The 13,655-nt window shown below is 43.9% G+C and carries 12 protein-coding genes; 7 read left to right on the forward strand and 5 right to left on the reverse strand.

Annotated elements, in window-relative coordinates; translation table 11 throughout:
• Window positions 1–66: 66 nt before the first annotated feature.
• Both edd and F0251_RS15340 read right to left on the reverse strand, forming a co-directional pair.
• Window positions 67–1,863, reverse strand: a complete 1,797-nt coding sequence (gene edd, locus F0251_RS15335) for a phosphogluconate dehydratase (protein WP_171731282.1) — start codon at window positions 1,861–1,863, stop codon at window positions 67–69.
• Window positions 1,860–2,381, reverse strand: a complete 522-nt coding sequence (locus F0251_RS15340) for a gluconokinase (RefSeq protein ID WP_171731283.1) — start codon at window positions 2,379–2,381, stop codon at window positions 1,860–1,862. The genes edd and F0251_RS15340 overlap by 4 nt, the downstream gene beginning before the upstream one ends.
• A 244-nt stretch (window positions 2,382–2,625) precedes the next feature.
• Between F0251_RS15340 and ascF the strand changes: the two genes are divergently transcribed.
• From ascF to F0251_RS15355, 3 genes are all read left to right on the forward strand, one after another.
• Entirely contained in the window at window positions 2,626–4,104 is a 1,479-nt protein-coding gene (ascF, locus tag F0251_RS15345; protein ID WP_171731284.1) for a PTS cellobiose/arbutin/salicin transporter subunit IIBC, read from the forward strand.
• Window positions 4,105–4,176: 72 nt separating this feature from the next.
• Window positions 4,177–5,607 (forward strand): 6-phospho-beta-glucosidase, encoded by a 1,431-nt coding sequence (gene ascB, locus F0251_RS15350; protein WP_171731285.1) that lies wholly within the window; start codon window positions 4,177–4,179, stop codon window positions 5,605–5,607.
• Window positions 5,608–5,637: 30 nt separating this feature from the next.
• Window positions 5,638–6,249: a bifunctional 4-hydroxy-2-oxoglutarate aldolase/2-dehydro-3-deoxy-phosphogluconate aldolase gene (locus F0251_RS15355; RefSeq protein WP_171731286.1), complete on the forward strand. Its 612-nt coding sequence runs from the start codon at window positions 5,638–5,640 to the stop codon at window positions 6,247–6,249.
• Window positions 6,250–6,361: 112 nt separating this feature from the next.
• On the opposite strand, the gene F0251_RS15360 is transcribed toward F0251_RS15355, so the two are convergent.
• Entirely contained in the window at window positions 6,362–7,201 is an 840-nt protein-coding gene (locus tag F0251_RS15360) for an SDR family NAD(P)-dependent oxidoreductase (protein ID WP_171731287.1), read from the reverse strand.
• 467 nt (window positions 7,202–7,668) lie between these two features.
• Here F0251_RS15360 and F0251_RS15365 point away from each other — a divergent pair, with 467 nt between their 5' ends.
• Window positions 7,669–8,583 carry a LysR family transcriptional regulator gene (locus F0251_RS15365; protein WP_171731288.1) on the forward strand — a complete coding sequence of 305 codons (915 nt, stop codon included), beginning with the start codon at window positions 7,669–7,671 and terminating at the stop codon, window positions 8,581–8,583.
• A gap of 99 nt (window positions 8,584–8,682) precedes the next feature.
• Here the strand turns inward: F0251_RS15365 and F0251_RS15370 are convergent, their stop codons facing one another.
• Entirely contained in the window at window positions 8,683–9,522 is an 840-nt protein-coding gene (locus tag F0251_RS15370) for a DMT family transporter (protein ID WP_253820275.1), read from the reverse strand.
• Window positions 9,523–9,775: 253 nt separating this feature from the next.
• Between F0251_RS15370 and F0251_RS15375 the strand changes: the two genes are divergently transcribed.
• Together F0251_RS15375 and F0251_RS15380 are read left to right on the forward strand one after the other, a co-directional pair.
• Window positions 9,776–10,165 carry a VOC family protein gene (locus F0251_RS15375; protein ID WP_171731289.1) on the forward strand — a complete coding sequence of 130 codons (390 nt, stop codon included), beginning with the start codon at window positions 9,776–9,778 and terminating at the stop codon, window positions 10,163–10,165.
• Between the two features lie 41 nt (window positions 10,166–10,206).
• Entirely contained in the window at window positions 10,207–10,731 is a 525-nt protein-coding gene (locus tag F0251_RS15380) for a hypothetical protein (RefSeq protein ID WP_171731330.1), read from the forward strand.
• 85 nt (window positions 10,732–10,816) lie between these two features.
• Here the strand turns inward: F0251_RS15380 and F0251_RS15385 are convergent, their stop codons facing one another.
• Window positions 10,817–11,731 carry a DMT family transporter gene (locus F0251_RS15385; RefSeq protein ID WP_171731290.1) on the reverse strand — a complete coding sequence of 305 codons (915 nt, stop codon included), beginning with the start codon at window positions 11,729–11,731 and terminating at the stop codon, window positions 10,817–10,819.
• Between the two features lie 789 nt (window positions 11,732–12,520).
• On the opposite strand from F0251_RS15385, the gene F0251_RS15390 reads away from it, so the two are divergent.
• The gene (locus tag F0251_RS15390) at window positions 12,521–13,648 is read left to right on the forward strand and encodes a hypothetical protein (RefSeq protein ID WP_171731331.1); all 1,128 of its coding nucleotides are present in this window, start codon (window positions 12,521–12,523) and stop codon (window positions 13,646–13,648) included.
• Window positions 13,649–13,655: the final 7 nt, after the last annotated feature.

The following is a 13,655-nucleotide window of genomic DNA, read 5'->3' on the forward strand; positions in this document are numbered from 1 at the left end:
ATATTAGCAATCGAAAAGGGGACACTAGGATGTCCCCTTTACTTTTGAATTTACGTGAGAACGCGTTTAAACGATAAAGCTTGCACCTTGATCGGCACTTGAAACACTTTGGCGCATGACGCTGAATAAGTTTCGCCCCAGAGTTTGTTCTTCTGCTTTAACCTCAAACTTCTGAGCTTGGCGAGCCTGCATATCGCTGAGGTCATTGAGTTCGCCATTCGTGCAATCTAGGCGCAAGATATCCCCGTCCCTGACAAGTCCAATTGCTCCACCTCGAATGGCCTCCGGCGAGACATGAATCGCAGATGGTATTTTCCCAGAGGCACCAGAGAGGCGACCATCAGTAACCAGAGCGACTTTAAACCCCTGTTTTTGTATGTTGCCAAGAATAGGCATGAGCTTATGCAGTTCCGGCATCCCGTTTGCTGCAGGTCCATTGTTTATCACTACAACAATACAGTCTTTATTGAGTTCGCCTCGCTGATAGGCGGCTTCCACCTTATGTTGACAGTCGAAAACCACAGCTGGAGCTTCTATTACACGCTGTTCTTCGGCGACAGCTGAGACTTTAATGACTGCATTGCCTAGGTTTCCAGAAAGCACTCGTGTCCCACCTGTTGCTTGAAAGACGTGTTCCGGCCCCGCGATGACGTCGTGGTCTGCTGATTGTTCACACGTTCGCCAAATCAGCCGTCCATCTTCAATCTCAGGAATTGTCATTTGTTCTTCAAACGATCCAAAGGTTGGTGTGACATCACGATGCAGCAGGTTGTCTTGGTTCAGACGATGTAACAATGCTGGAACTCCGCCTGCCGCTTGGAATGCATTCATGTCAGCTGGACCATTTGGATAAACTCTGGCAAGTAAAGGAACGACTTCGGATAAATCGCTGATGTCTTGCCAAGTGAGAATAAACCCAGCAGCACGCGCGACCGCGACCATGTGAATGCTGTGGTTAGTGCTGCCACCTGAGGCGAGTAGAGCAACAATGCCATTGATTAAGCTTTTAGCAGTAAAGACTTCAGAGAGCGGGCGGAAATTTGAAGCTTGTGGTGTCATTGAAGCAATTTCAATGGCGGCATGCTGAGTGAGTGATGCGCGCAATTCAGAGTCAGGGTGAATAAACGCTGAGCCTGGTAGCATCAAGCCCATTGCTTCGAATACGAGCTGATTAGTGTTCGCGGTGCCGTAAAATGTACATGTACCAGCGGAGTGGTAAGCGTTGCATTCCATATCAAGTAGAGCGCTTTTTCCTACTTTACCTGCGGCATACTCTTGGCGTACGTTTACTTTCTCTTCATTGCTAATCCCGGTTGCCATTAATCCTGCTGGAACAAAAGCAGTTGGCAAGTGTGCAAAGGAGAGTGCTCCCATTAACTGCCCTGGGGCGATTTTATCGCAGATTCCGAGTAATAGTGTGGAATCAAAAACGTTATGGCTGAGCGACATAGCCGTGGACTGAGCAATTAAGTCTCTTGAAAACAAAGACATATCCATGCCTGGTTGCCCTTGAGTTACTCCATCACACATTGCTGGTACACAACCCGCTACTTGAGATGTATGGCCGAACTTAGCTAACGCCTTTTTGATCTGATCAGGATAGTGCTGATAGGGCTGGTGGGCGCTTAACATATCGTTGTAAGAGTTGATTAACGCCACATTAGATTTAGTCAGATCTAAGATGGCTCTTTTCTCATCGGAACAAGAAGCGGCGACAGCATGAGCCAAGTTGCCACAAGAGAGCCCTTTCCCTCCTTTTCCTGCTGAGGCTTGTTGCTGAGTTCGGCTTAAAAATTCTTGACGAGTCGCCGTACTGCGATCGAGCAATCGCTGAGTAACCGCTTGGATCATTGGGTGGATCATACAACGGCCTCATCGGTCATAGAGAGAACAATTGCCGCACAATCAACAACCTTGTCAATATCGCTATTAATGCTAATAACGACGGTATCGGCTTCATTATCCGGTCTTTCTAACGCTTCAAACTGGCTTTTAATCATGTTCTCTTTCATGAAGTGGCCTTGACGTTGGCGCATGCGCTGCAAGATTAGGTCAATATCTCCATCGAGAAACAGGAAGGTAATGTTCTTGTTTCCCTCTCGAATTTGGTCACGGTATTTTTTCTTCAAGGCCGAGCACACGATAATGCCGTGTTCATTTTTGCTTTCTAAGCTATAAGCAGCATCACGTACACGCTCTAACCACGGGGTGCGATCATCATCGTTTAGAGGTTGCCCTGATGCCATTTTTTGAATATTTGCTCGAGGATGTAGGTCGTCACCATCAATAAACTTACGTCCAAGCCTTCTTGCTAACTGCTCGCCTACTGTGCTCTTCCCACAAGCACTGACTCCCATGACGATAACACTACTACCAGTCATAACTCAATCCTCTTTACAAATTTGCGCGTGATCTCAATTTTGAACATCGCTTGAAAATATGGCTTTATCTTATAAGTGTTATCGGTAACATGTTACCGGTAACTTAAGGAAGTGTGATGAAGGACACAAAACAACATTTCACAACAATTGTGGTTGTTTTTGCACCGCATTGACTCAGAAATGGTCACATCTCACTATATTTCGCGTTTAAAAAATCACTGAAAAGAGATCTTTGGGGGATAAAATGGCCAACGATTACCGCGCAATTGCGAAATCTGTTGTTGAGCATCTTGGGGGCAAAACAAACGTTGCAGCCCTGACACACTGTATGACTCGACTACGATTCGTTTTACACAGCCAAGATGGCGTCGATATCAACAAATTGAAAGCACTGAAAGGTGTGATGGGTGTTGTTGATAATGGTGACAAAGTACAAGTTATCATTGGTAACGAGGTATCGTATGCATACAAGGAAGTGATGGCGCTTTGCGATCTATCAGATGCTGTTGAGTCAGAAGCTCCTGCAAAAAAAGAGAAACTAACGGCTAAATCAATTGGTGCGAAAATGTTAGACGCACTGGTTGGCACTATGTCGCCTCTTATCCCCGCAATCATTGGCGGATCAATGGTTAAACTTCTAGCCATGGTGCTAGAGATGCTAGGTTGGGTTGAGCCTAACGCACCTACGTTAATTATTCTGAAAGCTATCGGTGACGGTGCCTTCTTCTTCCTACCTGTTATGGTTGCCGCTTCAGCATCGATCAAATTCAAGACCAACATGTCTCTTTCCATTGCGATTGCTGGTGTCTTGATTCATCCAAATTTTATGGAATTGATGGCGCAAGCAGCAGAAGGCAAGCACGTTGATTTCTTCGGTATTCCAATTACTTCAGTTAAGTACACCTACACAGTTATTCCTGTGTTAGTCATGACTTGGGTACTGTCTTACATCGAGCGTTGGGTGGATAGCATCACGCCAGCGGTAACCAAAAACTTCCTCAAACCAATGTTGATCGTATTGATTGCAGCGCCAATTGCGATTGTATTGATTGGTCCATTTGGTATTTGGGTAGGTACGGCACTTTCAGCGCTTGTTTACACAATTCATGACACATTAGGTTGGTTGTCGGTTGCAATCATGGGCGCGCTTTGGCCGTTACTAGTGTTGACTGGTATGCACCGTGTGTTTACGCCAACCATAATCCAAACTATTGCTGAAACTGGTCGTGAAGGCATGGTTATGCCATCAGAGATCGGTGCCAATATCGGTATGGGTGGCGCGTGTCTTGCTGTTGCTTACAAAACTAAGAACAGCGCGCTGAAACAAACTTCCTTGGCTGCTGGTGCTTCCGCTATTTTCGCGGGTATCTCTGAGCCAGCATTGTACGGTGTGCTTGTTCGTCTGAAACGCCCTCTGATCGCAACAATGATTACTGGTTTTATCGTAGGTGCGTTAGCGGGCATGGGTGGCCTTGCGAGTCACTCAATGGCGGCGCCAAGCTTGTTTACTAGCGTGCAGTTTTTTGACGTGAATGACCCTATGAGCATCGTTTGGGTGTTTGGGCTTATCGCATTGTCTATCGTGCTGTCATTCGTCCTAACTCTAGTTCTAGGCTTTGAAGATATTCCTGAAGACGACGCCAATGAAAAAACAAATACGGAATCAGCAAAGAAAGAAGCTGATAAAGCAGAAGAGAAGGTCACAGTGGTATCTGCTTCTTAACTGATATTGATTTTATTTATTCAGTCACCTTACCTCATCGTAAGGTGACTTTTATTGTTTCCGAGGTATTCGATGTCAAATATTCAATTTCCTGACGATTTTTTATGGGGCGGTGCAATTGCTGCAAACCAGTCTGAAGGCGCGCACTTAGCGGGTGGTAAAGGCCTAACAACCGTAGATATGATTCCTTACGGTGAGAACCGCATGCCAATCAAACTTGGTCAGGTTGATAAGGTGACGCTCAGCGAAGACGAGTTCTACCCAAGCCATAACGCGATAGACTTTTATCATCGTTACAAAGAAGACATCGCCTTGCTGGCAGAGATGGGATTTAAAGTGTTCCGCGTATCCATCGCTTGGAGCCGAATTTTTCCAAAGGGTGATGAGCTAGAGCCGAACCAAGCTGGTTTAGATTTTTACCGTGATGTTTTTGAAGAGTGTAAGAAATACGGCATTGAGCCACTCGTTACCTTGTGTCATTTCGATGTGCCAATGCACTTAGTTAATGAGTATGGCTCGTGGCGTAATCGTAAGATGATTGAGTTCTTTAGCCGTTACGCGAGAACCTGTTTTGAGAACTACAAAGGTTTGGTGAAGTATTGGCTAACCTTTAATGAGATTAATATTCTGCTGGCAAGCCCGTTTTCGGGGGCTGGATTGTTGTTCCAAGAAGGCGAAAATCACGATCAAGTGAAATACCAAGCCGCTCACCATGAGCTAGTGGCGAGTGCTTTAGTGACTAAAATTGCCCATGAAGTGGACGAGCAGAACCAAGTGGGTTGCATGTTAGCGGGCGGTAACTTCTACCCATACTCTTGCAAGCCTGAAGACGTACTCATGGCGATGGAAAAAGACCGTGAGAACCTATTCTTTATCGATGTTCAATCGCGTGGTTACTACCCATCTTATGCTCAAAAGGTATTTGATAACAAAGGTGTGGTACTAGAGACACAAGAAGAAGATTTCGAGATCTTGAAAAATACTGTCGATTTCATCTCTTTCAGTTACTACGCTTCACGTTGCGCTTCTGCTGACATGGATGCAGGGAATACGAGTGCAGCGAACGTTGTTAAGTCAATCAAAAACCCTCATCTACCAGCCAGTGACTGGGGGTGGGTGATCGATCCTACTGGTCTTCGTATCACGATGAATACCCTATACGATCGTTACCAGAAACCACTTTTCTTAGTTGAGAACGGCTTAGGCGCTCGTGACATCTTGGATGACAAGGGTGAAGTAAACGATGACTACCGTATCGATTATCTTCGTCAGCACATTGTTGCGATGCACGAAGCGATGGAAGATGGTGTTCCACTGATGGGGTACACACCTTGGGGTTGTATTGATTTGGTTGCAGCGTCGACAGGGGAAATGAGTAAGCGTTACGGTTTCATTTATGTAGATAGAGACAACCTAGGCAATGGAACTCTGAATCGAATTCCGAAAAAGTCGTTCCATTGGTACAAAAAAGTCATTGCGAGCAATGGCAGTGATTTAGCGTAATCTTCCAGTTCAAAATAAGAGAAACGAACAATGAAAACTATTGAACAGCGACTCAGAGACACTCGGATTGTTCCTGTTATCGCTATTAACGATGTTGCCCAAGCGGTTCCTCTTGCCAAAGTGTTGGTAGAGAATGGCCTACCTTGCGCAGAAGTAACGTATCGTACAGACGCGGCAGCAGAGTCTATTCGTTTGATGCGAGAAGCCTACCCTGAGTTACTGATTGGCGCTGGTACAGTACTAACGACAGAGCAGGTGGATATTGCGATTGATGCGGGTGTTGATTTTATTGTGAGTCCTGGCTTAAACCCGACAACGGTAAAATACTGTCAGCAGCGTGGCGTTGCGATTGTACCGGGTGTCAACAATCCCAGCTTGGTTGAGCAAGCAATGGAAATGGGTCTTAAAACTCTTAAGTTCTTTCCTGCAGAGCCATCAGGTGGTGTTGCTATGTTGAAAGCACTTTCGGCAGTGTATCCAGTTAACTTTATGCCGACAGGTGGCGTGAGTCCTGCTAACGTAGATTCTTACTTAGCACTGAAATCAGTCGTTGCCTGCGGTGGTACTTGGATGGTTCCTACCGACAAAATGGATAAGGGCGATTGGGAAGGTATCGCGGAGCTAGTTCGCGCAATTGGCTAAAAATATAAATGTGAGAACAAAGGGCCGGTTGATACCGGCCTTTTTATTTCCCCTAAGTTTGTTCTCTGTATAGATAGACGGAATATCTAGAAAAAGTTAGTTAACTTAGTGGTTAAGCAGAATGTGTCACCTTTAGTTTCGCTTGTAACAGCTGCTCGATAACTTCCACCAGTTTACGGTTTTTAGTGGGATCAAGCGCATCGTTGTGAGGGTCCTTGAATAATCCAGAGTCATTATCGAAGTATCGCCCTGAGGCATCGGCAAATTCATCGCTGAGCGCTGCACGGCAAAGGATGTCTGCGCCAATTGCAAGATCATTACCATCAACGCCATAAGCATCTTTGACCAGCTTGCTCCCCAAGAAAGAGGCTGGGTTTACTGGAATAACCGCGAGGCCGTTAGTTGCTGGGCTATTTGCTAAGGCATTCGCCAAATCAATCGACCACATCGTGAGTGCGAGTTTACTTTGTGCGTAAACGGGGCCATCCAATTCTCCTGCATTTGGGCTGATAAGGGCATTTAAATCTACGGGTGATTGAGCTGCTGAAGATAGGTTGACGATACGGCCGTGCGTATCAAAAAGAGGGAGCAGCTTTTGTGTTAGTAGATAAGGCGCAATCGTGTTAACCACAAAACGCACATCAAGGTTGTCTGGAGTTGTGACTTCCGACACCTTATACACGCCTGCGTTGTTGATAAGAACGTCGAGTCGCTGGTGGTAAGCCATTATCTGAGTTGCGAGCGCTTCGACTTCTGAGAGTGTTGATAGGTCTGCAACATAACTTTCAATGACTGCTGTCTTAGAAAGTCGAGATAGAGCTGCGGCAACTTTGTTGATCTTGGCAGGGCTTCGACCATGAATCAGAATGTGGTGTCCCTGCTGAGCGAGCATTTTTGCGGTCTCTAAACCAATGCCATCTGTGGCTCCTGTGATCAGAATTGTTTTCTGCATATCTTTCCCTTGATATCGATTCCGAAGCACTTTTATAACAAAGTTTAATTGCGCAAAGTTTCTAATACCTCACAGGATAGAGAGAAGGCATGTGTTCGTTATTGAGAAAATCTTAATTTATGATGTGTAAAGTTTTGAGAAGGGAGTAAGCCTCAACCGTCGAAATTGGTTGAGGCTTTGTCGTTAGTAGCCTGTGGCTATTTTAGCTTGGTCTGACGTTGTTATCGTTATATCGCTCCGGCTTGTGGTACTTAATAGCAAGTATTTAAAGTTACTATTAGAGCTATTCCCATTTAGAGCTCGTTACGATGAATAAATGGTACACCCAACACATATAGCAAAAAATAAAGTAAGCTTTATTTAACGTATCACGAACAGTGATGTGTTTTAGTTGTATTAAGGTATCGGTTCAGAATGAAACCTTGTCGTATGCTAAATACGGCCTCAAGCAAACATGGAGAGCTGCTGTGAGCGATATTGAAAAGCTAGACCTGAATCTACTAAGTGTGTTTTTAGAGGTGTACCGATTGAAGTCGATTACTTTGGCCTCCGAATCTCTTGGCATGACTCAACCTGGAGTGAGTGGCGCTTTGAAGCGTTTACAAGGTCAACTCGATACCGACCTCTTTATTCGCGAAGGGCGCGGGATCACGCCTACCAATGCGGCAGTGCAATTAGCGATTCGAGTGGAACCTGCCTTAGAAGGGATAACCAGCGCGGTCAGCACGCTAAAGCAGTTCGATAATCAGCAGCATCATGTGTTTCGAATTTTGGTTAACGAAATCGGTCTCAACAAACTTCAGCCTCTCGTTGAACGGGATAAGACCTTAGGCAATATCTCAATCGAATTTAACATGGTGCCGAACAACGAAGAGGAGTTGCTTCAAAGCTTGAGCATGCAGCAAGCGGATCTCGCGATCGATATTCATTACCCGCAAGTGAATGGCTATATGACAAAGCCAGTAATTGAAGATGAGCTAGTGCTTATAGCTCGAAAAGGTCACCCTAGAATCAATGGCTCGGTAACACAAGAGCAGTATTATGACGAAAAACACATTACGTTTCGGATGCGTCGAACTCGCCTATACACGGCAGAATACTTCACTAAAACGCCACTCAAGCAAAGGAAAGTGAGTGCAGAGTGTGATTCGATCATGACCATGTGTGTATTGGTAGCGGGATCGGATTGCGTAGGCAGTACGTCACGTGATTTTGCTAATCAATTTGCGGAGACCTTCCAGCTACAAGTATTGGAACAACCATTCGAAATTGTTCCGATGCAGCAATACATGATCTGGCATAAAAGAACCGACTTGAATTCTGCCCATCAGTGGTTAAGAGATAAGGTTCAGCAATACATGAAGAAGTCTGAAAACAGCTGAATCTGAAGATAGAACTATAAAAATGGCCTCTAAAATGAGGCCGCTTTTGTTCTTGATTGTTCCACTTTTATTGATAATCAAAGTGAAATTATGCCGAACTTAGCTTGCTCGTTGGCGACGTTTTTGGCGTGCATTTTTGAACATCTGCGTTGGAGATAAACCGGTCACCAGCATGGTACCAGTGATAACCAAGATAGAGCCAACCACAGTATTAATGCCAATAGCTTCACCTAAGAACAAGTTACCCCAAAGGATGCCAAAAACGGGAATTAGAAAGGTAACTGAAAGCGCTGAAGGCGCACCAAGCTCATTGATGAGATTGAAATAAAGCAGGTACGCTAACCCGGTACATACTGCACCTAATAAGATGACCGATGTGGTAATCGTGAGATCGGGTGCCTCTCTCATTGGCATGAAAAACACAAAGGGTAATACGATTAACACTGCTGCCCACATGCTGCCGTGGGCATTGTTGAAAGCTTCAACCTTAGGTGCTGTTTTGGTGTAGTTAGACGCGATACCGTAGCTAAATGCGGCCATCACGGCTGCAAAGATTGGAAGAATGGCTTCTTGGCCAATATTGAATGCATCCCAACCAACTAACACGCTAACCCCAGTAACACCAACACCTAGCCCAAGTAATACCTTGCTCTCAAGTGCAGTTTTGGTCCATATAGCTCCAATGATTGCCGCCCATATCGGTGCCGTGGAGTTCAGGATCGCGAGGGTTGAAGCATTCAGTGTTTGAGCCGCATAAGCGAAACACAAAAAAGGAAGCGCGGTGTTAAACAAACCGAGAATGAAAAAGTGTTTCGAGTGAGCATTAAATGAGAGCTTTCTCTTTAGATAAAATGAAACCAAAAGTAGGGTGATTGCCGCGCATAAAACTCGCGCTTCAATTAGGACCGCTGGGCCTAAAGGATTGGCCGCAATTCTCATGAAAAGGAATGAACCTCCCCATATGGCGGCTAGCATTATCAATTTAAAATAGCTCACAGTTTAAATCTCGATTGTGTAAAACACCGACTATGGAGCAAAGCTAACTATTACACAAACTGAGATAGCAATATTGCGCAGCGACTGGGCGAAATGTCACCGATAAAATAGGAATGCTAATGGTACTTTCTGTTCTGTTTATCCTTCCTTATTTGGCGAGTAATCTAGTGTCATACGTAAACATTAGGTGATAAAAATGAAGATTGAACATATCGCGATTTGGACCAAACAACTCGAAGTACTTAAACGATTTTATGAAGATTACTTTGGCGCGACATCTAACCAGAAATACCACAATCCAACCAAAGGCTTTTCGTCTTACTTCTTGTCTTTTGAGAGTGGTAGCCGCTTAGAGATCATGGAAATGGACTCGGTTCCTGAATCGAAAGATGACATCTATGATCAATTCACTGGCTTCATTCATATGGCTATTTCATTGGGTTCAGAGCAAGCAGTAGATGAGCTTACTCGCCGCTTGGTTGAAGAGGGGTATGAACGCTTAGATGGTCCAAGAAGAACCGGTGATGGCTATTATGAGAGCTGTGTACTCGATCCTGATGGTAATCGCTTGGAACTTACCGTTTAATGTAAGAACTCGATTGAATGACTTACGGATTTGAGGGGGCAATGATGAAGCGAATTTTGGCTTTTGTTTTTAGTCTGAGTTTGATGGGATGTACGTCCTCAGAGCTAGCACAGGTTGATGCACCAGAGACAACAATCGAACCATCTCAACCGATTGGCTACCTTGGCTTTAAAGAGCATCAAGTGTGGGCTATCAAATTTAATGATTGTACGGTTTACGATCTAATCGGAGCTCAACCGTATCAATGGTTTGACCGAACTTCTGCGTCTGTAAGTTGTTATACGTTTAAGCCAAGCGATGCTATTGCCCCTTTGCCTGTTTATTCGAGTGCAAGTTTTGAAAGTGAGCAGCTTACCTCAATTGAACGCTTTCAAGAGCTACAGGTGTCGGATTCTGGCTGGGGCCGCTTTCCTATTGTCTATGAGAAAAACGGCACTAATTGGCTAAGGGTAAAAGAAGGTTGGATTCATCTTACGCTCGCCGATCAGACGCTCGTCCAGTTCTATCCTGGAACTCAAGATCAGTCTGCTAAATCACAACACGATCAGTATTTTGAGCACCATTGATAAACGAATGATCAATGCCCCTCGTTAAATGGGGTTTGGGGCATAAATAGCTAATCAGTTAACAGTTAGCCTGAACAATAGACTGTTAGTGTTTCCGCTTCACTTTTATGATAAACGGTAGGATGGCACTGAATAAAATCACGCTCGCACCGATCAAAGCGAGTGAGTTTGGTAGCTCAGCAAACAACAGATAGCCTAGAACCATTGAGTAGATCATTTGTGAGTATTCGACATTCGACACCACGTTCGCTTCCCCCCATTTATAAGCTGTCACTCCAAACCACTGCCCGATAGAAGAGATAACGCCGACCAGAACTAATAAAGCCAGTTCAGACCATGTCGGCCATTGCCATTCAATGATCGCTGGGATTAACGCAACAGCGCCAACAAAGATGGCTTGGTAGGCCAATACAACGGTTTTCGATTCTACATTCGCCATTTTCCTTACACAGATAACCGCAATAGCAGCACCTAATGCCGCGACTAATCCTGTTCCAACATAGAACATAGATTCGCTTTCTAAGGAGGGTTGTACGACTAACATCACTCCAGTAAAGCCAATTAGGATCGTCGTCATGCGAGCCCAACCAACGTTTTCTTTCAGGAATAAACGAGAGATAACTGCCACGAACAACACTTTCAGAAATCCTAATGCGGTTGCATCGGCAAACGGAATATTACTGACGGTTAAGAAGCTGAAGTAGAGTGCGATGAACGCTCCTGTGACACGCCATACATGCATCGACACCATTTTAGGGTGGAGCATTGCATCGATGTTGCTGATTATCGATGGCATTAATAAGGTCACAAAAACCAGTTGGCGAAATAGCAAGATCTGGAAAATATCAATGCTCTGGCTCAACTCGCGGACAATAACGCCGACTAATATGAACAGCGCATTTGAGATAAGCGCCAGTGCAATTCCTTTTGCTGGGTCGGACAGTCCGTCGAAAAATGAAAGCAGCGGACGAGGTACTGCGAAGGAACGATGAATAGACATAACACACCTCTTGATGAATGGGTGCTGAGCATAAAGCCTACACTGGTAGACGGGTCAAATAAGTTATCAAGAAAACTCTGAGGAGTAACGGATAGGAATTAATGAATCTTTCATAAATTTAATTAATAGGAATGAGGTAAAACCATATAGATTATTTTTATCACGATAAACGAAAGTTTATTTTATAACTTAATGATGAAAATTAAATTTTGACAAATTTAACGAGACCTGAAGTTTACTCGATAATAAGCAAAGTGATGATTATATCCTCTTTATTTATATGGTTAACTTTCTATGAATATATTCTAAATTATAAAAAACGTTCTAAAATCATTGATATTGTTAACATTAAGTGTGGGTATTGATGCGAGTGACAACAAATAAACATGCCGAATTTTATAAAAACTAATCCTTCTTTGTTGTGGAGGTGAGTGATTACTTGAATATTGTTGAACTATTAACATTAAGGTCAATGTAACTTATTGTTTTATATTTGGATGGTTTGTAAGTTTGTTTTATGTCCTAGTTTGGCTTTTCAATATTTAGAAATTTTACATTGCTAAGGTGATTAATTAACTTGGCGCTGTCCGTTTAATCAATTAAATGGGTTGTAAGTAATGGTTATCGGAATGGTCAATGGCGTTTACAAATTTGATGATGTGAACATTAAATAAGGCAAAGACCTTAAGATGATTTAATTATCAAAAAACTGTCATATCTAAAGATAACTGTGCTTTTTATTTAATTTCTTAACGAATAATGTTGAGGGTCAATACTATGAAGTTATCGATGAAGAAGTCATTGTTATTAGCAATGTCGGCGTGTGTTTTTTCTAATGTAAGTGTTGCTGCCATTAATGGTGATTATCATGTGGTCGACGATGATCTGACGGCTGATCATAATGAAAGCAATGGTGTACCAATGCCTTTTTATGCTAACGGAAGAATGCAGTCAAAACTCAGCGTTTCTGTTTCTTTTGCGGATAGCTACGGCAGACCAGTGACCGTATCTAAGAGTGACTTAGAGGGGGCGATATCTTTTTACCTAAAGAATAGTGGGCTGGAGTTAGGCAAAGATAAAGACTGCAGTTACGGAAGAGGTTGTTGGGGATACACGTTGAATCCAAATGACTACTCTCACCAAATGGGTAGCAGTTACGGTTACTCGAAAACCCTTCCTACGTCTCGTGTTTCAGCAAGTGATACTAAATTAACCGCTTGGGTGTATAGCAACGAAGTCGCTCAATATCGTGAAGTGTGTATGAAGGTTAAGTTCGATGCCGGAAGCCAGTATGACAACAATTACTACGATAGCTGTGCCTTCCCGAATGAAAGCACTGCGTTCTACCAAAGCGTGCAGCCTAAGTCTTACAGCGCTGCTGATTTTTCTGAGCTTGGAGAGGGTGAGTTGGTGTGGGAAGAAGCCAACGCCGACGGGTTCTATTTTGATAAAGCAGAGATGCGTAACTTTTATGTGACGCCGAAAGATACGTCCGTTCAACTGGTTCAGGTTGCTATGGATAACTTTGACGAGTCGGATAGCGATAAAGTGTTCCTAAACGATGAATGGTTGGGCTGCTACTCAGATTGCCCAGATGATAATCGCTCTGTGAAAGGTTATATATTTGTTCCAGGTTCAGAGCGCAATGTCTCTGACGAGTATGTTTGGAATAGTGCTGCTGGTGAAGGCAGAACTGCTGTGTGGCGTGTTAACCAACAGCTGAGATCAGTGACTCTTAGCAAGCTGTTATATTCGAATAACGCAACATCAAACAACGATTCGCAAAAGGAGTACCGATTTACTGTATTTGACCAGTACGGTAACAAGGGACCATTGAAGCTTACTTATCCTCAAAGTGAATTTACTGGTGGTGGTCAGAAATGGGATTACACCCGTTGGACCCTAGTTAGCCAATAACATTCGA

This window comes from Vibrio sp. 070316B, from assembly GCF_013114115.1.
GTDB lineage: Bacteria > Pseudomonadota > Gammaproteobacteria > Enterobacterales > Vibrionaceae > Vibrio > Vibrio chagasii_B.

Bases quoted from the DNA above. Each gene is read 5' to 3' on its own strand.
- F0251_RS15340 (WP_171731283.1), bottom strand. From the start codon at position 2,381: ATGACTGGTAGTAGTGTTATCGTCATGGGAGTCAGTGCTTGTGGGAAG.
- ascF (WP_171731284.1), top strand. From the start codon at position 2,626: ATGGCCAACGATTACCGCGCAATTGCGAAATCTGTTGTTGAGCATCTT.
- F0251_RS15360 (WP_171731287.1), bottom strand. From the start codon at position 7,201: ATGCAGAAAACAATTCTGATCACAGGAGCCACAGATGGCATTGGTTTA.
- F0251_RS15380 (WP_171731330.1), top strand. From the start codon at position 10,207: ATGATGAAGCGAATTTTGGCTTTTGTTTTTAGTCTGAGTTTGATGGGA.
- edd (WP_171731282.1), bottom strand. From the start codon at position 1,863: ATGATCCACCCAATGATCCAAGCGGTTACTCAGCGATTGCTCGATCGC.
- F0251_RS15370 (WP_253820275.1), bottom strand. From the start codon at position 9,522: ATGAGAATTGCGGCCAATCCTTTAGGCCCAGCGGTCCTAATTGAAGCG.
- ascB (WP_171731285.1), top strand. From the start codon at position 4,177: ATGTCAAATATTCAATTTCCTGACGATTTTTTATGGGGCGGTGCAATT.
- F0251_RS15390 (WP_171731331.1), top strand. From the start codon at position 12,521: ATGAAGAAGTCATTGTTATTAGCAATGTCGGCGTGTGTTTTTTCTAAT.
- F0251_RS15375 (WP_171731289.1), top strand. From the start codon at position 9,776: ATGAAGATTGAACATATCGCGATTTGGACCAAACAACTCGAAGTACTT.
- F0251_RS15355 (WP_171731286.1), top strand. From the start codon at position 5,638: ATGAAAACTATTGAACAGCGACTCAGAGACACTCGGATTGTTCCTGTT.
- F0251_RS15385 (WP_171731290.1), bottom strand. From the start codon at position 11,731: ATGTCTATTCATCGTTCCTTCGCAGTACCTCGTCCGCTGCTTTCATTT.